This window comes from Candidatus Woesearchaeota archaeon (genome assembly GCA_030651135.1).
Classification (GTDB): Archaea; Nanobdellota; Nanobdellia; order Woesearchaeales; family JACPBO01; genus JACPBO01.
The window spans coordinates 394106-413133 of record JAUSCS010000006.1 but is presented as its reverse complement, the minus strand read 5'-3'; the positions used below and the strand labels follow the sequence as shown (position 1 = coordinate 413133).

The 19028-nt window shown below is 37.3% G+C and carries 32 protein-coding genes; 24 read left to right on the top strand and 8 right to left on the bottom strand.

All coding sequences use genetic code 11. The features are described 5' to 3' along the window. Positions 1 to 28: 28 nt before the first annotated feature. From Q7J54_02460 to Q7J54_02380, 17 genes are all read left to right on the top strand, one after another. Positions 29 to 538 (top strand): hypothetical protein, encoded by a 510-nt coding sequence (locus Q7J54_02460; GenBank protein ID MDO8740419.1) that lies wholly within the window; start codon positions 29 to 31, stop codon positions 536 to 538. After that, a complete protein-coding gene (locus Q7J54_02455) occupies positions 531 to 848 on the top strand; it encodes a hypothetical protein (protein MDO8740418.1) in 318 nt (105 codons plus the stop codon). The genes Q7J54_02460 and Q7J54_02455 overlap by 8 nt, the downstream gene beginning before the upstream one ends. 81 nt (positions 849 to 929) lie before the next feature. Then, positions 930 to 1082: a hypothetical protein gene (locus Q7J54_02450; protein MDO8740417.1), complete on the top strand. Its 153-nt coding sequence runs from the start codon at positions 930 to 932 to the stop codon at positions 1080 to 1082. A gap of 11 nt (positions 1083 to 1093) precedes the next feature. Beyond that, a complete protein-coding gene (locus tag Q7J54_02445) occupies positions 1094 to 1690 on the top strand; it encodes a hypothetical protein (protein ID MDO8740416.1) in 597 nt (198 codons plus the stop codon). Beyond that, positions 1690 to 1845 carry a hypothetical protein gene (locus tag Q7J54_02440; protein ID MDO8740415.1) on the top strand — a complete coding sequence of 52 codons (156 nt, stop codon included), beginning with the start codon at positions 1690 to 1692 and terminating at the stop codon, positions 1843 to 1845. Before Q7J54_02445 ends, Q7J54_02440 begins: the two co-directional genes overlap by 1 nt. Then, complete coding sequence (locus Q7J54_02435) at positions 1842 to 2042, top strand: hypothetical protein (protein ID MDO8740414.1); 201 nt, start codon at positions 1842 to 1844, stop codon at positions 2040 to 2042. Before Q7J54_02440 ends, Q7J54_02435 begins: the two co-directional genes overlap by 4 nt. Before the next feature lies 1 nt (position 2043). Beyond that, positions 2044 to 2451 carry a hypothetical protein gene (locus tag Q7J54_02430; GenBank protein MDO8740413.1) on the top strand — a complete coding sequence of 136 codons (408 nt, stop codon included), beginning with the start codon at positions 2044 to 2046 and terminating at the stop codon, positions 2449 to 2451. A 7-nt stretch (positions 2452 to 2458) separates the two neighbouring features. Then, on the top strand, positions 2459 to 3127 hold the full coding sequence (locus Q7J54_02425; GenBank protein ID MDO8740412.1) for a hypothetical protein: 669 nt from the start codon (positions 2459 to 2461) through the stop codon (positions 3125 to 3127). Then, entirely contained in the window at positions 3124 to 3474 is a 351-nt protein-coding gene (locus Q7J54_02420) for a hypothetical protein (protein MDO8740411.1), read from the top strand. Before Q7J54_02425 ends, Q7J54_02420 begins: the two co-directional genes overlap by 4 nt. A gap of 1 nt (position 3475) precedes the next feature. Then, positions 3476 to 3898 (top strand): hypothetical protein, encoded by a 423-nt coding sequence (locus Q7J54_02415; GenBank protein ID MDO8740410.1) that lies wholly within the window; start codon positions 3476 to 3478, stop codon positions 3896 to 3898. Then, entirely contained in the window at positions 3876 to 4079 is a 204-nt protein-coding gene (locus Q7J54_02410) for a hypothetical protein (GenBank protein ID MDO8740409.1), read from the top strand. The genes Q7J54_02415 and Q7J54_02410 overlap by 23 nt, the downstream gene beginning before the upstream one ends. Next, positions 4076 to 4237: a hypothetical protein gene (locus Q7J54_02405; GenBank protein MDO8740408.1), complete on the top strand. Its 162-nt coding sequence runs from the start codon at positions 4076 to 4078 to the stop codon at positions 4235 to 4237. Before Q7J54_02410 ends, Q7J54_02405 begins: the two co-directional genes overlap by 4 nt. Continuing rightward, a complete protein-coding gene (locus Q7J54_02400) occupies positions 4234 to 4926 on the top strand; it encodes an HAD-IA family hydrolase (GenBank protein ID MDO8740407.1) in 693 nt (230 codons plus the stop codon). Before Q7J54_02405 ends, Q7J54_02400 begins: the two co-directional genes overlap by 4 nt. After that, positions 4923 to 5531, top strand: coding sequence for a hypothetical protein (locus Q7J54_02395; GenBank protein ID MDO8740406.1), 609 nt, complete (start codon positions 4923 to 4925; stop codon positions 5529 to 5531). The genes Q7J54_02400 and Q7J54_02395 overlap by 4 nt, the downstream gene beginning before the upstream one ends. Then, entirely contained in the window at positions 5513 to 6136 is a 624-nt protein-coding gene (locus tag Q7J54_02390; protein ID MDO8740405.1) for a hypothetical protein, read from the top strand. Before Q7J54_02395 ends, Q7J54_02390 begins: the two co-directional genes overlap by 19 nt. Next, positions 6133 to 6423, top strand: a complete 291-nt coding sequence (locus Q7J54_02385; GenBank protein ID MDO8740404.1) for a hypothetical protein — start codon at positions 6133 to 6135, stop codon at positions 6421 to 6423. The genes Q7J54_02390 and Q7J54_02385 overlap by 4 nt, the downstream gene beginning before the upstream one ends. Then, positions 6420 to 7775 carry an MBL fold metallo-hydrolase gene (locus tag Q7J54_02380; protein MDO8740403.1) on the top strand — a complete coding sequence of 452 codons (1356 nt, stop codon included), beginning with the start codon at positions 6420 to 6422 and terminating at the stop codon, positions 7773 to 7775. The genes Q7J54_02385 and Q7J54_02380 overlap by 4 nt, the downstream gene beginning before the upstream one ends. 18 nt (positions 7776 to 7793) lie before the next feature. Here Q7J54_02380 and Q7J54_02375 read toward each other — a convergent pair whose 3' ends face one another. The 5 genes from Q7J54_02375 to Q7J54_02355 all read right to left on the bottom strand — a co-directional run bounded on the left by Q7J54_02375 (position 7794) and on the right by Q7J54_02355 (position 9870). After that, entirely contained in the window at positions 7794 to 8156 is a 363-nt protein-coding gene (locus Q7J54_02375; GenBank protein ID MDO8740402.1) for an HTH domain-containing protein, read from the bottom strand. Between the two features lie 9 nt (positions 8157 to 8165). Beyond that, positions 8166 to 8483 carry a hypothetical protein gene (locus tag Q7J54_02370; GenBank protein ID MDO8740401.1) on the bottom strand — a complete coding sequence of 106 codons (318 nt, stop codon included), beginning with the start codon at positions 8481 to 8483 and terminating at the stop codon, positions 8166 to 8168. 170 nt (positions 8484 to 8653) lie between these two features. After that, positions 8654 to 8836, bottom strand: a complete 183-nt coding sequence (locus Q7J54_02365; GenBank protein MDO8740400.1) for a hypothetical protein — start codon at positions 8834 to 8836, stop codon at positions 8654 to 8656. Positions 8837 to 8899: 63 nt separating this feature from the next. Next, positions 8900 to 9100 carry a hypothetical protein gene (locus tag Q7J54_02360; protein ID MDO8740399.1) on the bottom strand — a complete coding sequence of 67 codons (201 nt, stop codon included), beginning with the start codon at positions 9098 to 9100 and terminating at the stop codon, positions 8900 to 8902. Then, a complete protein-coding gene (locus tag Q7J54_02355) occupies positions 9082 to 9870 on the bottom strand; it encodes a DUF2080 family transposase-associated protein (GenBank protein ID MDO8740398.1) in 789 nt (262 codons plus the stop codon). The genes Q7J54_02360 and Q7J54_02355 overlap by 19 nt, the downstream gene beginning before the upstream one ends. 127 nt (positions 9871 to 9997) lie before the next feature. Between Q7J54_02355 and Q7J54_02350 the strand changes: the two genes are divergently transcribed. The 4 genes from Q7J54_02350 (at position 9998) to Q7J54_02335 (ending at position 14026) form a co-directional block, all read left to right on the top strand. Then, positions 9998 to 10963: an HD domain-containing protein gene (locus Q7J54_02350; GenBank protein MDO8740397.1), complete on the top strand. Its 966-nt coding sequence runs from the start codon at positions 9998 to 10000 to the stop codon at positions 10961 to 10963. A gap of 33 nt (positions 10964 to 10996) precedes the next feature. Next, positions 10997 to 13267: a hypothetical protein gene (locus tag Q7J54_02345; protein MDO8740396.1), complete on the top strand. Its 2271-nt coding sequence runs from the start codon at positions 10997 to 10999 to the stop codon at positions 13265 to 13267. Further along, on the top strand, positions 13248 to 13439 hold the full coding sequence (locus tag Q7J54_02340) for a hypothetical protein (protein ID MDO8740395.1): 192 nt from the start codon (positions 13248 to 13250) through the stop codon (positions 13437 to 13439). Before Q7J54_02345 ends, Q7J54_02340 begins: the two co-directional genes overlap by 20 nt. A gap of 116 nt (positions 13440 to 13555) precedes the next feature. Beyond that, the gene (locus Q7J54_02335; protein MDO8740394.1) at positions 13556 to 14026 is read left to right on the top strand and encodes a hypothetical protein; all 471 of its coding nucleotides are present in this window, start codon (positions 13556 to 13558) and stop codon (positions 14024 to 14026) included. 292 nt (positions 14027 to 14318) lie between these two features. On the opposite strand, the gene Q7J54_02330 is transcribed toward Q7J54_02335, so the two are convergent. Genes Q7J54_02330 through Q7J54_02320 form a run of 3 tightly spaced genes read right to left on the bottom strand, consistent with a single transcriptional unit; the run spans position 14319 to position 15744 of the window. Then, complete coding sequence (locus Q7J54_02330) at positions 14319 to 14540, bottom strand: hypothetical protein (GenBank protein ID MDO8740393.1); 222 nt, start codon at positions 14538 to 14540, stop codon at positions 14319 to 14321. Between the two features lie 12 nt (positions 14541 to 14552). After that, on the bottom strand, positions 14553 to 15392 hold the full coding sequence (locus Q7J54_02325; protein MDO8740392.1) for a zinc metalloprotease HtpX: 840 nt from the start codon (positions 15390 to 15392) through the stop codon (positions 14553 to 14555). Positions 15393 to 15414: 22 nt separating this feature from the next. Beyond that, a complete protein-coding gene (locus tag Q7J54_02320; protein ID MDO8740391.1) occupies positions 15415 to 15744 on the bottom strand; it encodes a toprim domain-containing protein in 330 nt (109 codons plus the stop codon). 52 nt (positions 15745 to 15796) lie between these two features. Between Q7J54_02320 and Q7J54_02315 the strand changes: the two genes are divergently transcribed. The 3 genes from Q7J54_02315 to rplD all read left to right on the top strand — a co-directional run bounded on the left by Q7J54_02315 (position 15797) and on the right by rplD (position 19027). After that, a complete protein-coding gene (locus Q7J54_02315; protein ID MDO8740390.1) occupies positions 15797 to 17098 on the top strand; it encodes a DNA primase small subunit domain-containing protein in 1302 nt (433 codons plus the stop codon). A 166-nt stretch (positions 17099 to 17264) separates the two neighbouring features. After that, positions 17265 to 18239 carry a 50S ribosomal protein L3 gene (locus Q7J54_02310; GenBank protein MDO8740389.1) on the top strand — a complete coding sequence of 325 codons (975 nt, stop codon included), beginning with the start codon at positions 17265 to 17267 and terminating at the stop codon, positions 18237 to 18239. Next, entirely contained in the window at positions 18236 to 19027 is a 792-nt protein-coding gene (gene rplD, locus Q7J54_02305; GenBank protein ID MDO8740388.1) for a 50S ribosomal protein L4, read from the top strand. The genes Q7J54_02310 and rplD overlap by 4 nt, the downstream gene beginning before the upstream one ends. Position 19028 lies beyond the last annotated feature (1 nt).

Sequence of the window (19028 nt, the reverse complement as noted above, 5' to 3'; positions counted from 1 at the left end):
TCTTCATATCATTTAGGAGGCGAAAAAAATGAGAGAAAAAAAGAAAGAAGAGGAAATGGCAAAAACCAAGGGCGCAGAAATGATTGACCCTGAACTATCAAAAAAAATAAAGAAGATCGATGATGAAATTGAAAAGCTTGATGAAAGGTATGAAGTGATTGAAGATAAAAGGGACCGGCTTGATAGCTCCAAACAAATTTTAAAATCCAAACCAAACTATTGTTTCTGCTCAGAATGCGGAGTATATTATAGGCATAAGCAATGCCGCTTTGAAAGCGACGCGATAGACCTCCCGGTAGATATTACATGCCCTAAAGGGCATAGGTGGTATGAACAAAGAGGAACGAATCAAATATATGGTAATGAGAGAACCCTTTACTTCTGCACAGATTGTGATAAGTTTTACAAAAAAGAAAGCTGCAAAGCAGAAAATACTGATGAGGGCATAGCAGTTAGCTGTCCAGAAGGCCATAAATTTGAAGAATGTTTTAATCCTGATGACGAGGATTATGAGAAAGAGGATGATAAAGATGATTAAATCGGAAAAAATAAAACTTCCATTCAAGCTTTTAGTTGCGCTTTGCATGCATCCTGAAGGGCTGACATATAAGCAGATCTCTGAGCAGACTGGATTCCATCTGAACACAGTAAGCAGGTATGCTTCGCATCTTTACAATAAAGATCTTGTTGAAGTGAAGCAGAAGAAATCCAGCAATGCAAGGGGCAGGAAATGGGTTAATGTTGTAAAGCTGAAGAAAGAGCTTCTTGATGCCAAGAGCGCAGCAGAGTTCTTTGAAAAAGCGATCAAGCAGCTTGACGGAGGATTAAATGATGCATTCAGCAGTTAATAGCTGTGAAGATTGGATTAAAATAAATACGTGCAGGGCTCTGAAAATCGCCCAAAAACAGAATGAGGAAAGAGGTGGAAAATGAAATCTGAAAATATAGTGAAATTAAAGAATTTGTTGAACAACACCATTGAATTTTTGAACACTATTGATTCTGTGGAGAAGAAGGAAGCATTTTTGGTTATCAGGGAAATAATGAAACAGAAAGAGGAAGAGATAATAGAGATAATATGATTCGAGGAAAAATGAAAGCAAAAAACAAGACTGAAAAATTCTTCTGCGCTCACTGCAAGACTTATTACAAGCATGATGAAAAGAACAAGCAGGCAATGACATGCGGCAAATGCCTGAAGAAAGGGCTTAATGATGAAAAGGCACTTAGAAGCGCAGAGGAGATCATGGCTATGAAGTACGGCGACCAAAAAGTTAAGATGCTGATGGTTATGCACAGAAGAGATGATATGAAGGGGCACGACAGATTTTTACTGAACAAATACCTTGACTATCTCAGAGCAGCTATTGTGGATTTGGAAAATACAAACAATGTTAATTCTTTTTTTTGGGAAGACAACCAGTTCAATACTGAGCAGCAAAAGAAAAAGAGAGTTGATACTGTGTACATTGATGAGAAGGAGCTGCTGAAATTATTTGTTAAAAAGCTAAAAGAGGACAATATACACCGCTTGGAGCTTCACTTATATTCGAAAGCTGTTGATCTGCTGCTGCGGCAAGGATCAGTCCGTTACAGGCCAGATGAGTGCTTTGATGATGATTCCTCTAAAAATTTCTTTATTGAAAAAATAAAGATGAATGGAAAACCCCTGCTTAGGGTGATGTTTTAATGAGGCTCAAAATAAGAACAATGTGCCGCTGCGGCAATGAGATCAAGCTTTACACCAGCATCGGATGCGAGAAATTTGATGAGAAAGGCAGGAAAATGCTTTTTGATTTCTGCAAAAAGGGGCAGAAAAGGCTTAGGAAAGAGGTGAAAAAATGAAGGAGAAAAACCAGGATACAGGGAAAAAGGACGAAATGGCTCTGAAAATGAGAAAGATACAGAAGCTGATGGGTGACACAGTTGTATTTACAATAGGCGTCAAGAAAAACAGGAAAAAGATCGATCTGCTTGAAGTGAAAAGGTATTTTGACAATGATATTCCGATAACTGAAGATGTTCCGGATTATATAAACTAAAATGGAATACCCTGATCTGAGCAAAACCTATGGCAGGCTGAATCCCAAGCTGCTGCGTATGTGTGAAAGGATGATAATACGGAAGCCGTCTGACAAAAAACCCATACTGAAAGTGCTGGATGAAATTACAAAGCAGTCTTATTTTTTCCCTTTTTCAAATCCGCCGCACGAATTCATGGTTGAGAACTATGATAAAAAATACATTCTTTTCACAAACGGCGTATACTTTATCGAAATGGCTGAGAAAAAGGGCAAGTATGTGGTTGAGCTGGAATCATGCTATTTCAAAAAAGGAAAGCTGCAGTTTCCCATAAAAAAGACAAGAAAAACTTATACGAACATATTTGAAGCGATATTTGAGGTATTTATGCTTAATGGAATGCTGGAAGGCGATTATTTTGAAAAATGAGGTTAAAATGAAAAATAACAGGCATTATATTTGCAGGTATAAAAGCAAAGTCAATCCGAAAATAGCCAAGGATATAACGAACATAATTAAGCCTTACTGGGATCTGATAAATAAATCATCAGATTACTATAAATTGCGAACACTTGCTGTTAACGTAAACAGAATAAATTTCAGAGTTAAAGAGGATGTTGAAAGGCTGTTGACTGTGTTTAAACATGCAATAAGATGCAAAATTGAAAAAAGGATTGACCAACTCTATGGCGCTGGTAAAACAAAAGATTACAATATCAGGAATATAAAGCAATTTCTTGAAAAACATAAGATCGACAATATATATTATTCGGCTATATTCAATGCAATTTACGGGAATATATTAATTAATCTCAGCTTGGAAGATTTCAAGATGATAACAAATAACGCCAGGAAAGCAAAGTTTTATTCTGCTGAAATAGGCGACTTTGGCAGCAATGATGTTGATAAGCTGATGAAGTCTAAACTCAAGGGAATGAATAATGCAATACTGATTTTAACAGGCAATAAAGAAACTACGTTTGACGAGCTTGACTATGTATGGACTTATGCGTTAAAATATCTCCCAAAGAGCGGAAAGACATCATTTGCATACAAGATTGATGATGTTGATAAATTGCAGCTGAGCTTGATGGCGGTAAAATGAAAGGAAAAAATGAAGATAAAGATGATGTTGTAGCCGTCATGGGCCTGCTTTTAGCTGGAACTCTGATAGGCTTCCTTGTATATGGCGCAGTTAACGGCAATGTTATGAAGAATCTTGACATTAATGATGACAAATTCATCAAAAGCTATGTGATTGAGCATTATCCTGAGTACATTGGCTGCGATATGGATTATGATGCAGCAACAAGCACAATGGAAGTTTACTGCAATGATAAAAGAGACGGCTTGGAAACAATAAATGAACCAATAAAAATAAAGCTGAAAAAGCCAGTTTTTGATCTGTTTAAAGAAGAAGTGAAGAAATGCTTTGCAGGAAGGGGCGGGTAAAATGAAAAATCTTGATCTGAACAAAGAACATGACAGATTGAATCCCAAATTAATTTTGTTCTGCAAAAGGATGATAAAGAAAAATCCCGGAAAGAAAAGAACAATTTTAAAGATATTGGACACTTTAACTGCGGATTCTCATTTTATTAATCATTTTTCCTGCCCGCCTCATGAAGTTGATGCCACAAATTGGGATAAAAAATATATTGTTTTTACAAATGGCGTGTTTTTTATTGCAGTAATCAGGAAACAAGGAGAATATGCTGTTGAACTGGAATCCTGCTCTTTTGGAAGAGGCGGACTTCGCTTTCCAATAAAAAAGCAAAGTGAAAGCTATAGCAATGTCTTTAAAGCAATATGGCGCGCTTTTGCGCTTAAAAGCAACCTGGAGGAGGAGTATTTTGAAAAAGAAGAAAGGTACTGAACAAAAAAACGAAATATTAAATAAGTTAAAGGAATTCATTAAATCGCCTGCAGGAATGTGGCTGTTTATAGGCATAGGGTTGGGGATTTTCATTTATGTGTTTTTGATCCCGATACTGATGATGGCCTTAATTGGAGCTGGAGTTTGGCTTTGGAGAAAGCAAAACGCCAAACAAACATGATGAAGATTTATAAACACACAGATATAATCAATATAATAGCAGGGATGCTTTCGATTGCAGCAGGCATTTTGATCCTATTTGGCAAAATCAATCTTGGATTGGTTTTGGTTGAATTTTCCATATTGATATTGCTGGTGAAGAGGGTTTTGAAAAAATGATTAAGGCAATTTTGTTTGACTTGGACATGACTTTGGTTGATTTCATGAAATTCAAGAAGAAAGCGTCAGATGCAGCAGCAAAGGCAATGGTCAAGGCTGGGTTGCAGATGGATCCTGTTGAAGCTGAGAAGGAATTGTTTTCCCGTTATATAAAAGATATCGAAGGCGAAACAATTTTTCAGGAGTTTTTGAAGGATCACAATGCCTTTTCTGAAAAGACATTTGCAGCTGCTTTGAATGCTTATTTGATCACAAAGTACAAATTCCTGAAGCCTTATTCCAAAGCAAAGGAAACATTATTGAAGCTCAGAGAGAAAGGCCTGAAGCTCGGTATTGTGACAGATGCCCCCAAATTAAAGGCATATATGCGATTAGATGCCACTGGATTGGTTGATTTTTTTGATTTTGTTGTTGGCTTTGAAGATACAAATGAGCACAAGCCGTCATCGCTTCCTTTTAAGAGGGCGCTGGAAATATTGAATGTTGATGCTGCTGATGTTTTAATGGTCGGAGACTGGCCTGAAAGAGACATAAAAGGAGCAAAGGAAGCCGGAATGAAGACCTGCCTTGCAAGATACGGGTATGATCAGCACAAGCAGGGAGAATTTGTGGAAGCGGATTATGAGATAAAGAAGATTGAAAATATATTGAGAGTTGTGGAGAAAATAAAGATTGAGGATAAAAAATGAGAAGTCCAATTAAACTATCATATCTCGACTGTGAGGAACTATTGACTCAAATTGAACAACTCGAATCAAAATATGAACAAAAGAATCTAAAAATACCGAAAGCGCTTGGCGGAGACTATGCAGAATTTAAGGTTTTGTCCATGTTATTAAAAAAAGGTTTTCCTGTGGAGCACGTTGGCGGAGGGTATGCTTATGATATTCTTTTAAAACCCGATATTAAGATTGAAATCAAGTATTCGCGTAAACAAAAAGGAGCAACAGGAGGAGCTTATTGGGAATGGAGCAAGATTGACCCTGATAAATTTAAGTATCTTGTACTTGTTGGTGAAGACGAGGATCACACGTGTAAATTTTTTATTTTCGATAGTGAGGAATCTAAAAAGCATATTCCTCCTGTAGCTTATAATTATAAACCAGAAGAACATCGTAGAAGTGTTAAGATATTCGAAAGTAAAGAGAGTTGGAAAAATTATGTGCAAAAATGGAATCCACATGAAGAACATACTCGAAGATATAAAGAGCAGACTAGTAATGAAGATTCTAGCGAGGGATTTATAAATACGCATATAGATTGCTTTGAGAATAAATGGGAAAAAATAAAATGACATCCCTAACCTTTTACGGCGGAGTTGGAGATAGTATTAGAATGAAGGATAAAATAAAAAGTCCTGATATTAAGCGACTCCAGAAGTATATTGCAGAACTTGCAGTTACTGGTTCTAGTCTTAGAAATCAAGGGGCGAAAAATATGATAGAAACCGCCAGAGAATACTTAAAGATATTAGATTTAAAAAGGTTCTCTGATATAAAAAACGAAATCGAATTTAATAAGGTATTAGATGATTGTACTTCCGAGCTTAACGTAAAGTTTCCAGTAGATGATTTTGGTGCAGCTAGAAAAGCTATCAACATATTTCTTTTTCAAGCTTCAATGAATTATTTTCTATCAAAACATTACAATCTGTTGAAAATTATTCCTTATTTAGAAGTTCCTTTAGACGGAGATGTTATTAGGGGGTTAAAAAAGCATACAAATAAAAAACTACCTAGGTGGGAGTCAATAAAAAAGTTAGAAAAAGAAAATAGTAAAATATTTCAAGAATGTGCTACTAAAATAGCAAGAAGCAAGGGGCATTATAGAGTATATTTAGACATAGAATATTGGCGTAATAAAAAAGACATCATTAACCTTTTACGGCTGAATAAATGAATTCGGTGGTTAAAATTAAAAGGAAAAAATCAATCGATGAGTTAAGCAATAAGAGGAGAAATCTGGAGTTAGACTTAGGAATAAAAACAAGAACAAATTTTCATAAGAATGCCGCTCCTATGTTCTTACTGCAAGAAATTATACATCTAAACCAAACATTAGACATAGTTCTCCATAGATTACTGGCAATCGAAGAATATTTAGTTAATAATCGCATTGTAGATCGTCATGAATATTGGAAAATAGAAAAACGGTTGCTTAAAGAAAGTCTTAAGAGTTTAAAATGACATCACTAACATTTTACGGAGGAGCAGGAGAGATCGGAGGAAACAAGATCCTATTGGAAGACAAAGGAGTGAAGATCTATCTTGATTTTGGCCAGTGCTTCCATTTCGGGGAAGATTTCTTCTATGAATATTTAGAGCCAAGATCAGCCAATGGGATGGAAGTTTATTTTGAGTTTGATCTTATACCGAAAGTGCCAAAACTGTACAGCGAAGATATGCTCAGGCTGGCAGACCTGAAGTATGAAAAGCCCGATGTTGATGGAATTGTAATATCGCATTCCCATTCAGACCATAACAGCCACATTCAGTTTATTGATCCAGCTATTCCTGTCTTTATGGGCCATGGCACCAAACAGCTGCTCGATATATACCAGTTTCTGTATCCCCAGTTCCAGAAATACGGCGAGCATATCAGCCTGAAAACATTTAAGTCAGGCGAAACATTCAAAATAAAGCACATTGAGATAACGCCAATTCATGTTGAGCATTCTGTTCCGGGAGCTTATGGCTTTATCATTAAAACTTCAAAAGGGAATATTGCATATACAGGCGACTTGAGGCTGCATGGTCCCAAAAAAGAATTCACTGAGGAATTTATTGCAAAAGCCGCTGCAGCAAAGCCTTATCTGCTATTATGCGAAGGAACGCGGATGAATTATGAAACAGAGCATAATATGGCTGAAGAGGAAGTGAATAAGAAGATTGACCAGATAGTTAAAAATTCAAAAGGCACTGTTTTCGCGTATTTTTCAATGTCCAATGTGGACAGGTTTAATTCTGTTTACAAGGCTGCTGTTGATAATAAAAGGATCATGGTGGTTGACACCAGGCTGGCTTACATCATGTCGCAGATGAAGGATAAAGTTGATTTCCCGGATCCTCTGACAGATCCCAATATAAGGATTTATTTCAGGATTTCAAAAAGCTGCGGGTTTAAAGATACAGATTATTACAAATGGGAAAGGGAATACTGCTCAAAGATGATCACATACAAAGATATCCAGAAAAACCCAAAAGAATATGTCATGTTTCTCGGATTCTTCAAGCTGATGGAGTTGGTCTATATCCAGCCTAAAAACGCTGATTTCATATATTCCATGTCAGAGCATTTTCTTGAAGGGGAAGATAATGAGGAAATGAAAACTGTCCTGGAGAACTGGATGAAGCATTTTAAAATAAATTTCCACAAAGCGCATTGCTCAGGCCATGCCTCTAAGCAGGATATTATTAAGATTGTAACTGAGATAAAGCCCAAGATGGTGATCCCAATTCACACAGAGAACGCTGAAGCATTTAAAGAGTTTCACAATAACGTTAAGATTGTGAAGAACGGGGAGAAGATAATTATTTGAGATTAGCGGCTTCTCCCTTTAACAAGCTGCCAATTCAGGTATTGTAATGGGCTCGTCCATAAGGGGGATCTTTTTCCTGTCCTTGTCTTTCAATTTTATGATCCCAAGGCCTTCCAAAAGCTTGATATCCCTGTAAACTGCCTCATACTTTCTGTTAAGCTGCTTTGCCAATTGGTAAATGTTTTTTATATTATTTCTTTTTATTTTCAACATCAATTTTATTCTTTCCGGGGAAAAGATCTTAGAGAATATTTCGGGAGTTATGACTATTGTTTTTTCCGCTCTTTTTCCATCTATTTTTTTGCCTTTTAAAATATTCCCGACATATTTATTGTCTATTTTCATCTTTTCCCTTATGTTTTCTACAATTTCGATTTTCATTTTCATCACCTATATCTTATTTATTATATTTCTAACTATACCTTCTCCAATTTCCAGTATCTTTTCTTCAGCCTGCTCAAAAGTCAACTCTTCCCATCTAACTTCTTCTCTTTTTAAAATGTGGATATGCACGCCTGCTTTTCCTTCGTGCAGCTGATTATCGATCCTTGCTACCTGAATCCACTCGTTATCTTTAAAGTACAAAAACTGATAGGCAAATTCCAAGCCATGCGGGAAATAATCAGTTTTGTCAACTTTCCATAATTTCTTTACTAGTCTCTTATCTTCTGCTAATGGAATGTCTTGGTCAATAATGGGTTCGCTCATTACTATAACCTCTGATGTTATATATGATATCGTAGGTTATATATAAAGCTTTCCATTCGTATTTCCGAGAACTTAATGCAAACCGTATTCTTTGAATATCTTTGAAGTATCTGTTTTTACATACTCTTCTGCTATTTTTTCCCTTTGCTTTTCTGTCAATGGCTTGGCTTTTACAGATCTAAAATGTTTTTTAAATTCATCAACGCCTGCTGTTTTCTTAGCTCCATTACTTCTTTTCTTAAGCCCTCTAAAGTCAGATCCTGCAGATTGGAGTAGCCAAATTCCCTGACCAGCTCGTTTCCTTCATCATACAGGCTCTTTGGCAATGTTAACTTGACTTGTTTTGTTTCCATACTCAGTATTAATGAGAGCTTATATTTAAAGGTTCCCATAGGTACTTTTAGGGACAAGCGCAATTATGCCTTTTTGTTTTTCTTTTTAGGCAATAATCTGGATTTTAATTTAACCATTCTTTTCAGATAATCATTCATTTCCCTAGCCATATAATTCATGCTTCCGACATCTCCCCTTGATTCTGCTTCTTTGAATTTCCCGATATGTTTCTTTAGCTGTTTTTCATACCCTCCTACTTTCTTTCTTATTTTAGCTTTTCCCATAATGATTTTACCTCTAAATAATATTTGTAAACTACATCATATAATCTTTCTATATCTCCGTAATTTACTACATTTTCAGAAATGGTTTTGTTATCCCTATGTTCCCTGTACATTTTATAAAGCTGTTCTGCTTTATCATGAGAGATGCCTTTTTTAATTAAATAATTCATAATGCCTTTATTGGAATAGCCTCTGTTATGGATTAGCGATTCAATAAGGTATACCCCTCTTAATCTTAAAATCAGCGGGTATACTATATTGGGAATGCTGCCAATATCTTTATCAGCAATCCAGTCCTTGGCAAGTTTTAATGAACTTTCTGTTGTTTCAATGTACCATCTTGTATTTTTCTTCGTAAGCTTTTCATTTTTGTATTTTTCCATCAATTGCTGATTTAATATTGGTTTTGCTTCTTTCAGCATCGGCAGTATAAGGACGGCATTGTTGTTTATTGTTTTTTCTATCTGCTCCGATGTAGCAGAAATAATCTCATATTCGTTTACTCTCTTTTTCATCTCTATTTTTCCGTCTGTTATTACTAAGACATCTATATCTGAGCCTGATGTTTGCTCATTCCTTGCGTAAGATCCGTGCAGGTAAATTCCCTCTATATGCTTGAGGTGCGGTTTTAGCATGTTCAGTATTTCTTCTTCAATGTCTTCCATGGTTTTTTCCACCAGATTGACTGCTACTTTTTGGCCTACCAGTTCCTTTGGCAGGTAGATGTGGCCTCCATTCCCTATCTGCTGCACTACTCTTGTTTGGATCATATGTATATATGGTATATACGATCTGTATATAAATGTTTTGGTAAAACCAAATTTACTAGTTTCATTATTGAATAATTAAGAAAACCTTTAAATAACCAGTCAACTTTTCATATATTGAGGGGGTAAAATGCCAGAAATAATAAGGAAAAAGCAGTTCATAAAAGATTTCAAGCAGGATCAGATAGTCAATGACATCTTTGTTGTAAAGTTCAAAAAGCCGATCGAGCCTTACAAGAACGGGTACAAGTTTGAATTAAGGCTGGGAGACAGCTCAAGGGAGATCATGTACAAGTACTGGGGCCCGCCTGAAGAGGCAAAGGTAAAATTTCTTTATGATATGATCAAGCCGGATGATGTTGTTTTAGCGCAGGGAAGAGTAAATGAATGGAAAGGCCAATTTGAAATATCTGCGAATGAGGAAAACAAAATCAAGATCCTTTCAAAAAACGAGTATGATATAAGGGATTTCGTAAGGATGAGCTCAAAGCCAATTGAAGAAATGTTCAAGGAACTGATGAGTTATGTTGGAAAAATAGAAAACAAGGAATTAAAAAAGCTATTGGAATATTTTTTCAATGATGAAAATTTTGCAAAACGATTCAGGGAAAGCCCTGCTGCGATGTACATACATCACGGATGGGTTGGAGGATTGCTGGAACACACATTAAGCGTTGTAAAGCTGTGCGAGGATATTTTTAAGATTCATGACGGAATGGACAGGGATCTTTTGATAACAGGAGCCATCCTGCACGATATAGGCAAACTAGAGGAATTCGCTGTCACAACAAGCATCAAAGTATCGACAAAAGGAATGCTTCTCGGCCATGTTACAATAGGAATTGAGATGCTGTTAAAGGCAATGGAGCAGCTAAAAACTCCGGAAGAAATAAAATTGAAAATCCTGCACATCATAATAACGCATATGGGGGAGTATGGAAGCAACAAGCTGCCATCATTCCCAGAAGCATTAACAATATATTACGCTGACGAGCTTGATGCAAAAGTTCTGCAGATGCGCGAAATAAAGGAAACAGCGCAGACAGAAGATGATTATTTCTACCATAAGGATTTCGGGAATGTGTATTTGAGATAAATTTATATATGACTTATGGCGGAATATGTTGATATGAAAAGTCTCGAAAAAAGAATAGGGGATATTAGTGGTGTTGGCCGGGGTATTCACAATTTCTTTTCCAATTTGTCAGAGGATGTTAAAAAAAGAATAATTGCGGGAACTTTTCTTTTGAGCGCTATTGGCTTTGCAATAGGCTGCGGTGGAGGAGGCGGAGGTGGAAGCAGCGGTAATGGTGGTGGCGGAGGCAGTGAAACAAGCGTAAGCGCATTTGTCAAAGCAGAAGAAGGTGCCACATTACAAATGGAAGATTATGGACTAACAATTCCTCCTGGCGCATTAAAGTATGATACTACTGCAGAAATTGGCAAATCCACTTACATATTCCCGACAGTTGAGGGTGTAGATGCCACAAGCGACGTGCTTTATGTAGACTTGAATAACTCCTCCTTGAATTCAGAAATCTATATTACTCTGCCTTTCTCGCAGTCTTCATCCAAGACAAAATCTAAAACACTTGAAAGCCTCAGCACACAAGATTTCCTAGACAGCCTTGTGGGAATAATCTACAACCGCAATAGTGATACGTTCAGCATGGATAATATGACTCTTGATCCTGTTAAAGACCTTATGACTATTTCATATTCGTATAATCAGGCGATGGACCGCATAGAATGCAGCACTGCTTCAATCCCGAATCTGGTGCAGACTGCAAATCTTGATACAAATAACTTTACCCAAACAGATCTTGATTCTGCTGATCCCGTATGCTTGCTTATACATGGCTTTACTGATAGCACATTGAGGGCATTCGGAACAGATTCCGATACAACGACGCTAAGGTCTTACTTGAAGAGTATATATGGCGGAAGAATCTGGGCATTCGACTATCCGAGCGGCAAAAATGCCAGAACAAATGTTGCAACACTTGAGGGAAAAGTAAATGCCCTGAATCCAAAATTTGAATTTGATATTGTTGCGCACAGTATGGGTGGGGTTTTAGCGAGAGATTACGCAAGAAGGAATCAGAGCCGTGTAAGAAAGTTGGCTGCGCTTGGCGCGCCAAATGAAGGAGTGCCTGCTGGCGCTTACGAGAATGCATTTAACCAGAGAATGCACGGCATTGTCGCTTTTCTGGCTGCAATAACGCCGCCATGGTCGCCCGGTGCCAAAGATCTTTTAGAAGGAAGCTCGTATTTATTAAATGACTTGAATACAAACATCGGAGGCATAAGCGCCAAATACTGCACAGTGGCGGGCAATTCTGACAGTTGGTGGATTGCAGGAGATGATGATGGGCTTGTTCCTGTAAGCAGCGTTCATATTGATGACGGCAGTCCGATTCAAAGAGAAACTCCGGAGTCAATTGAATCATATACAAAAGACGGCACAAACCATGGCGATCTTGTTGCTCAGTCGGGTGGATGTTTTGATTGGGTTATTAATTTTTTAAATGCTTCAACAATTATCTCGGGTGAGGGGAAAATTCTTTTTACATCCAATCGTGATGGCGATTATGAAATACACAAGGTTAATTCTGATGGAAGCGAGCTTGAGCAATTGACGAATAACAGCGTAGGTGATGGGGGTGCTGTATGGTCTCCCGATTACACTCAAATTGCCTATGCCTCTGAAGAAGAGAATCCATTAACATTGGAATTATATGTTATGAATGTTGATGGAAGCAATAAAACACGCCTTACATATGACGCTGTTAGCGGTGTAAGGGATAATGTTCCTGGCGGATGGTCTCCTGATGGAAAAAAAATTGTATATTTTTCAGGCGTAGAAGGGAATTGCGATCTGCGCATAATAGATGCAGGCACCAAATCTATCACGACAATTGTTTCTGCCGCCATTTATCCTGACACAATATATCCTTCGCAACCAACTTGGTCTCCAACTGAAGATAAGATTGCATGTGTTTTAAGGCAATATGACAAGATTGACATCTGGACAATGGATAGCAGGGGAAGCTATTGGCGAAAGTTGACATTTTCAAACAGCACTGATGAAGTTAATGAATCACCGGACTTTTCTCCTGATGGAACTGAGATTATGTTTCACTCTTCACGAAATGGGATACAGGCCATGTATAGAATGAATAGCAGTGACGGGTCAAATGTTCAAAGAATCACGCCACTAGTGGGTTGTTATAATCCGCGTTACTCACCTGATGGAAGCCAGGTTGTTTTTTATGCAAGTTGGGAACTGGGTGATGAAAGTGACATATACACCACCAGATATACAACAAATCTAGATGAACTACCTACAATTCATCGGATAACAACTGATCTTGCCACAGATGAACTGCCTGATTGGTAACCAGTGTAACTCAGACATCTTTTTTGCACGGCATATATTCTACATTAAAGATTTACCATTAACTGCGGCAACTATTGGTGCTCCAGCATTTACAGATGCATCAACAACATATATTATGCAGATGCACATATTTGAGATAAAGCTCAGAACAGATAAAACAAGCCCATTATAATGCGAAATATAAAAAACAAGAATATTGCAATCACCACAATAAGGGGCAATAAACAAGCCAGCGCTGCCTTTCCTTTCGATATATTTATAAATTAGCCCATTTATATGTTAAATAGTATGAACAATTATGAAGATATTTATTCTGAATTTTTTGATTTAAGTAAAATTAAATCTGACGATAAAAAAGAATTCATGCGAACGGCACTTAAAGATTTTCCTGTCGCAGGTGCTGTTTTGTTACATATTTTTACTCTTGGACTTTTTTCACTTATTTATTATGGTATTGCACATTCCAAATTTCCAAAGATTAAACAAAATGATTTTTCAGCTGGAAGAGCAATAGGTTTTATGTTCATACCTTTTTTTAACTTATATTGGCAATTCGTTTTCTGGTTGCGACTTGTTGATAGGATAAATTTACAATTAAAATTAAGAAATATAAAACACGAAGTTCCCAAAGGTCTTATTTTAACAAATAGAATACTTGGTGTAATCCCATATTTTAGTCTTTTGACTTTACCAATACTTTCTCCAATTTGCATAGGAGTTATTCAAAGTGGAATTAACAAAATTGTTCATAGCAGATAATAACTATTAAAATGGAAAACTGCCCTTTAATTCTTGTTCTTAATATATTGCTTCGCTCATTTGATGTGACCATTCCCTCATATCACATATGATGAAGTGCTGCTGATTGAAGCAAAGGAAAGCAGGCAATCCCGTATTTCCTGCGCTAATTTAGAAGCTGAAGAACTGGATTCTGCGATTCATGTAACAATTATTAAATAAGCGGCGTCAACAGATTAATCAAATAATCCCCTCATATCACCAAGCAAATCATCTGGAGGAATCTGCCTGCCCCTCTTTATTTTTAAATGGTTTAGGATCTTGTGCAATATCTTCTGTAGCCTGATGCAGTCTGTACTTTTCCCTCACCATGTTCGCAAGAAAATTGGGTGAATTTACAATATCTTGTTGGATTGCCTTTATAGACTTCTGCCAAATCTATTTCGCCAGTTTTACATATTTCTATTTGGTTTGCTATAGCCTCTTTTTCTGCATCAACAACATTGTCCACTGTTCCTGTTGCTACTAAACCCATTTTTAACCACCCCTATAGTTTCTTTAGTCTACTGATCCTCTCATCCAATGGCGGATGAGTAGAAAATAAATTTAAAAATCCCTGGGCTGAAAGAGGATTTACAATGAATAAGGACATTGTAGCCTTGTTCGCATTCCTGAACGGAACTTTTTTAACTCCTTCTTTCAGCTTTTCCAATGCAGATGCCAATCCTGTTCCTGATCCGATTGTTTTTGCAGCAGATGAATCTGCAATGTATTCCCTTGACCTTGAAATCGCCAATTGTATTAATGTTGCAATTATTGGAGTTAAAATCCCTAAAACAAGCAATTCAAACATTCTGCCGTTATCCCTGTCGCGGCTTCCGCCAAACATTCCTGCATACCTTGCCATCATTGCAAGATAAGATATCACAGCAGCAATTGTTGCCGCTATTGTTGCAATCAAGATATCCCTGTTTTTGACGTGTGATATTTCATGGGCAATAACTCCTTTTAATTCTTCCTTATTCAATAATTTTAAAATTCCTGTGGTGCATGCAACAACTGCATTTTTAGGATTCCTGCCTGTTGCAAATGCATTCGGGCTTTCATTCTGGATAATGTAAACTTTTGGCTTTGGGATTCCTGCCTTATGTGAAATTTCTTCAACTATTGAATGCAGTTCAGGATATTCTTTTTTAGAAGCAGGCTTTGCCTGATACATTAAAAGAACAAGCTTGTCTGAAAAGAAGTACGTCAATACATTAATGAGAACTGCAAATGCAAAGCCAATGACCAATCCCTGCGTTCCAAAAAAAGAGCCGATCCAGATGAGAATGGCTGCTAAAATACCTAATAAGATTGCGGTTTTGAACTGGTTGAAAAACCCCATAAAAGAATAATTATCTTTTTATTTATAAAGTTAACCCTTCAATCTGCCTTATCTTGGTTTCCCTGAACAGGAATTCCCTGAATTTGTTGTCAACTACAACGCCGTGCCTTGAAAGGCCATCCTTCAATATCCCATAAAGCTTTTTTCCTTCTTTGTCGAGATCAGTCAGTATGACTGCTTTTTTATTGGCAGAAGCATCTTCTATGACTGAGAATATGGGCTTTTTGCTCAACATCATTATTTTGTTTTTAACCCCAATCTCCTCCAATGCCTTTTTATCCTTTATGCCCTCGACAATGATCAAAGAGCCATCGTCATTTATTTTTTCCACCCATTCATTTAAATCTTCCATAAAAAGCATAAGATTAATAATATATATAAATATACTGCAAATTAGGGGAAGCATGATAGATCCAATAGCGCTGTTCAATTACTATAAAAGGCCTGAAATACAGAGAGAAATAATAAGACTGTCGAAAGACCGAGAGGTAGCTGTAAAATTCAGCGATAAGGGATTTGGAAAAAGGCCTGATGCATTGAATTACGCAAGCGATGTAATTGAACTTGTGAAGCAGGGAGCTACAAGCTTTCATGCATCTGAAGAGCTGTGGAAGAATCCTTTGCAGCTAGAGCCGACTTTGAAAAGAAGCGATCTGGATAAGCTAAGAATCGGATGGGATTTAGTTATTGATATTGACTGTGAAATGCTGGATTACAGCAAGATAGCGGCTGATTTGGTTGTAAAGGCGATAAAACACCACGGCATAAAAAATGTCAATGTAAAATTCTCAGGGAATCACGGATTTCATATTGCACTTCCATTTGAATCATTTCCTGAGAAGGTGCAGAATCAGGATACAAAAACATTGTTTCCCGATGGGCCGAGAAAAATGGCGCTTTATCTCGAGGAGATGATAAAATCACCTCTTGCAAAAGCAATGCTCAAAAAATATGACATCAACGAAGTTGCAAAGCAGACAAAAAAAAGCTACAAGGATCTTGTCAAAAATAATGTTTTCAATCCGTTTGAAATAATAAAAATCGACACTTTACTTATTTCATCACGGCACCTCTTCAGAATGCCTTACTGCTTCAATGAAAAATCAGGATTGATTTCTGTTCCAGTTGATCCTGATAAAATACTGGAATTCGACAAAGAAGAAGCAAAGCCTGAAAATGTCAAGGTTTCAAATTTTAGGTTTTTAGATAAAACAAATGCGGAAAATGGAGAAGCTAAAAGCCTTATAGTGCAGGCATTTGATTTTGGCATTAAAAAAGAAGAGCAAATGGAAAAAACAGGGAGAAAGTTCGAAGAAATAACAACGGCAATTCCAGAGCAGTTCTTTCCGCCGTGCATAAAACTCATATTAAAGGGAGTGGAAGATGGAAGAAAAAGGTCGCTTTTTGTTTTGGTTAATTTTTTGACATCTGCTGGCTGGGATTATGAAAAGATAGAAGAATTGCTGAGAAAATGGAACAAAAACAACAGGGAAGAACTGAGAGAGGTGTATCTTATCGGCCAAGTGAGGTATCACAAACAGCAGAAAAAGAAGATACTGCCGCCGAACTGCATAAATAAGGGATATTATCTCGATATCGGGGTGTGCAAGCCTGATGAGCTATGCAAGACTATAAAGAATCCAGTGAATTATGCAAAGAAGAGGGCAAGATATGTGAGCAGAGATAAAAAAGAGCAACCTTTATAAATAACTCCCTTATTCTGAACGTATATTTAAATATTGAATTTAAATATTAAAAACAAGCCTGAAAAGGGGTCTTTTCAGTACGAGTTTAATAACACGTATTCTAAGAAAAGGCTCTGCAAAAAGGCTTTTTTAATAATAAACTAAAACAAATAGATGGAACAGTCAAATGCCTAGAGCACATGCGCCGAGAAGGGGAAGCTTGCAGTTTTGGCCGAGGAAAAGGGCCAGAAGAATTTTAGCTAGAGTCAGGACTTGGTCTTTGCCCAGCGATGCAAAACCTGCAGGATTTGCAGGATATAAAGTGGCCATGGCTCATGCTACAGCAACCAACAACACGCCTGATGCGATGACAAAGGGCGAGAAGATATCTGTGCCAATAACAATTGTTGAATGCCCTCCGATCAAGATTGCTTCAGTTGTTCTATACAGAAAATTCGGATATGGCATTGCCCCATCTACACAAATCTTATCAAAATCACTTGACAAGGAACTGAGAAGAAAAATTCCTTTTCCAAAAAAAGAACAGAAAACTGCTATTGAGAATATCAATATCAACGACTATGTTGATGTAAAAGCGCTTGTTTACACGCAGCCGAAATTAACAGGCATTGGAAAAAAGAAGCCTGATGTTTTTGAGCTTGCTTTGGGTGGAAGTTTGCAGGACAAATTCAATTGGATCAAGGAGCACATAAATAAAGAGATAAGGATAAGCGATGTTTTTAAAGATGGCCAGCTGGTTGACATTCATGCTGTTACAAAAGGCAAGGGCTATCAGGGCCCGGTAAAAAGATTCGGAGTAAATTTAAGGTCGCACAAGGCAGAAAAAACAAAAAGAGGGCCAGGATCATTAGGCGGATGGATGGGCCAGCAGCATTTCATGTGGAGAGTTGCGCATGCCGGAAAAATGGGATTTCATCAAAGGACAGAATACAACAAAATGCTGCTGAAAATATCGGATGATAAGACAATAAACCCCAGAGGCGGATTTTTAAGATATGGGTTGATTGATAATGATTATGTTTTAGTCAAAGGTTCTATTATGGGGCCTGCCAAACGAATCCTGCTTTTGACTCGTGCATTGAAGCCGACCACGGGAGCAGCAAAAGAGTCATTTGAAATCGAAAGAGTGATTATGAAATGAAAGTTCCAATATTGAGCTTAACCAATAATGAAATTGGCAAAAAGGAATTGCCGCAGCAGTTTAATGAGCCTGTAAGATTTGATCTGATAGGCAGGGCAGTGCTTGCAATACAGGCAAATAAAAGACAGCCTTATGGAGCTAAATTTGAAGCTGGGCAGCGGGCAGTGGGAAAGCTGTCAAGAAGAAGAAGAGATTACAAGGGATCTTATGGCATAGGAATTTCAAGAGTGCCGAGAAAGATAATGAGCGGAAAGGGCTCCAGGTGGAATTGGGTTGGAGCAGTTGCTCCAGGAACTGTAGGCGGAAGAAGGGCGCATCCGCCAAAGCCTTCGAAAGACTGGACAAAAAAAGTAAACAAAAAGGAGAACAGAAAAGCGATAAGATCTGCATTGGCTGCTGTTATGAGCAAAGAATTTGTGAAACATGTTCCTGAAAATTATCCATTCATAATTGAAACAAAATTCGAATCATTAAAGAAGACAAAAGATGTCATCGAGGCATTAATCAAGCTTGGCTTTTCAAATGAGCTTGAAAGAGCAGAAGAAAGGACAATAAGAGCGGGCAAGGGAAAAATGCGCGGCAGAAAATACAGAACAAAGAAAAGCGTGCTTTTTGTCGTTTCAAAAAAATGCGAGCTGATGAGCGCAGCAAATAACATTTTAGGATCAGATATAGCTGAAGTGAGAAACATAAATGCAGAATTATTGGCGCCGGGAATAAGGCCGAGGATAGTATTATTCACAGAAGCTGCAATAGATGAGTTTGATAAAAATAAATTATTCATGTAAA

Coding starts and splice junctions, on each gene's coding strand:
- rplD (MDO8740388.1), top strand. CDS start 18,236: ATGAAAGTTCCAATATTGAGCTTAACCAATAATGAAATTGGCAAAAAG.
- Q7J54_02330 (MDO8740393.1), bottom strand. CDS start 14,540: ATGGGTTTAGTAGCAACAGGAACAGTGGACAATGTTGTTGATGCAGAA.
- Q7J54_02320 (MDO8740391.1), bottom strand. CDS start 15,744: ATGGAAGATTTAAATGAATGGGTGGAAAAAATAAATGACGATGGCTCT.
- Q7J54_02380 (MDO8740403.1), top strand. CDS start 6,420: ATGACATCACTAACATTTTACGGAGGAGCAGGAGAGATCGGAGGAAAC.
- Q7J54_02450 (MDO8740417.1), top strand. CDS start 930: ATGAAATCTGAAAATATAGTGAAATTAAAGAATTTGTTGAACAACACC.
- Q7J54_02420 (MDO8740411.1), top strand. CDS start 3,124: ATGAAAGGAAAAAATGAAGATAAAGATGATGTTGTAGCCGTCATGGGC.
- Q7J54_02400 (MDO8740407.1), top strand. CDS start 4,234: ATGATTAAGGCAATTTTGTTTGACTTGGACATGACTTTGGTTGATTTC.
- Q7J54_02405 (MDO8740408.1), top strand. CDS start 4,076: ATGATGAAGATTTATAAACACACAGATATAATCAATATAATAGCAGGG.
- Q7J54_02355 (MDO8740398.1), bottom strand. CDS start 9,870: ATGATCCAAACAAGAGTAGTGCAGCAGATAGGGAATGGAGGCCACATC.
- Q7J54_02385 (MDO8740404.1), top strand. CDS start 6,133: ATGAATTCGGTGGTTAAAATTAAAAGGAAAAAATCAATCGATGAGTTA.
- Q7J54_02435 (MDO8740414.1), top strand. CDS start 1,842: ATGAAGGAGAAAAACCAGGATACAGGGAAAAAGGACGAAATGGCTCTG.
- Q7J54_02445 (MDO8740416.1), top strand. CDS start 1,094: ATGAAAGCAAAAAACAAGACTGAAAAATTCTTCTGCGCTCACTGCAAG.
- Q7J54_02310 (MDO8740389.1), top strand. CDS start 17,265: ATGCCTAGAGCACATGCGCCGAGAAGGGGAAGCTTGCAGTTTTGGCCG.
- Q7J54_02340 (MDO8740395.1), top strand. CDS start 13,248: ATGAACTGCCTGATTGGTAACCAGTGTAACTCAGACATCTTTTTTGCA.
- Q7J54_02395 (MDO8740406.1), top strand. CDS start 4,923: ATGAGAAGTCCAATTAAACTATCATATCTCGACTGTGAGGAACTATTG.
- Q7J54_02360 (MDO8740399.1), bottom strand. CDS start 9,100: ATGGGAAAAGCTAAAATAAGAAAGAAAGTAGGAGGGTATGAAAAACAG.
- Q7J54_02325 (MDO8740392.1), bottom strand. CDS start 15,392: ATGGGGTTTTTCAACCAGTTCAAAACCGCAATCTTATTAGGTATTTTA.
- Q7J54_02455 (MDO8740418.1), top strand. CDS start 531: ATGATTAAATCGGAAAAAATAAAACTTCCATTCAAGCTTTTAGTTGCG.
- Q7J54_02440 (MDO8740415.1), top strand. CDS start 1,690: ATGAGGCTCAAAATAAGAACAATGTGCCGCTGCGGCAATGAGATCAAG.
- Q7J54_02335 (MDO8740394.1), top strand. CDS start 13,556: ATGAACAATTATGAAGATATTTATTCTGAATTTTTTGATTTAAGTAAA.
- Q7J54_02430 (MDO8740413.1), top strand. CDS start 2,044: ATGGAATACCCTGATCTGAGCAAAACCTATGGCAGGCTGAATCCCAAG.
- Q7J54_02350 (MDO8740397.1), top strand. CDS start 9,998: ATGCCAGAAATAATAAGGAAAAAGCAGTTCATAAAAGATTTCAAGCAG.
- Q7J54_02415 (MDO8740410.1), top strand. CDS start 3,476: ATGAAAAATCTTGATCTGAACAAAGAACATGACAGATTGAATCCCAAA.
- Q7J54_02345 (MDO8740396.1), top strand. CDS start 10,997: ATGAAAAGTCTCGAAAAAAGAATAGGGGATATTAGTGGTGTTGGCCGG.
- Q7J54_02425 (MDO8740412.1), top strand. CDS start 2,459: ATGAAAAATAACAGGCATTATATTTGCAGGTATAAAAGCAAAGTCAAT.
- Q7J54_02375 (MDO8740402.1), bottom strand. CDS start 8,156: ATGAAAATCGAAATTGTAGAAAACATAAGGGAAAAGATGAAAATAGAC.
- Q7J54_02315 (MDO8740390.1), top strand. CDS start 15,797: ATGATAGATCCAATAGCGCTGTTCAATTACTATAAAAGGCCTGAAATA.
- Q7J54_02370 (MDO8740401.1), bottom strand. CDS start 8,483: ATGAGCGAACCCATTATTGACCAAGACATTCCATTAGCAGAAGATAAG.
- Q7J54_02460 (MDO8740419.1), top strand. CDS start 29: ATGAGAGAAAAAAAGAAAGAAGAGGAAATGGCAAAAACCAAGGGCGCA.
- Q7J54_02365 (MDO8740400.1), bottom strand. CDS start 8,836: ATGGAAACAAAACAAGTCAAGTTAACATTGCCAAAGAGCCTGTATGAT.
- Q7J54_02390 (MDO8740405.1), top strand. CDS start 5,513: ATGGGAAAAAATAAAATGACATCCCTAACCTTTTACGGCGGAGTTGGA.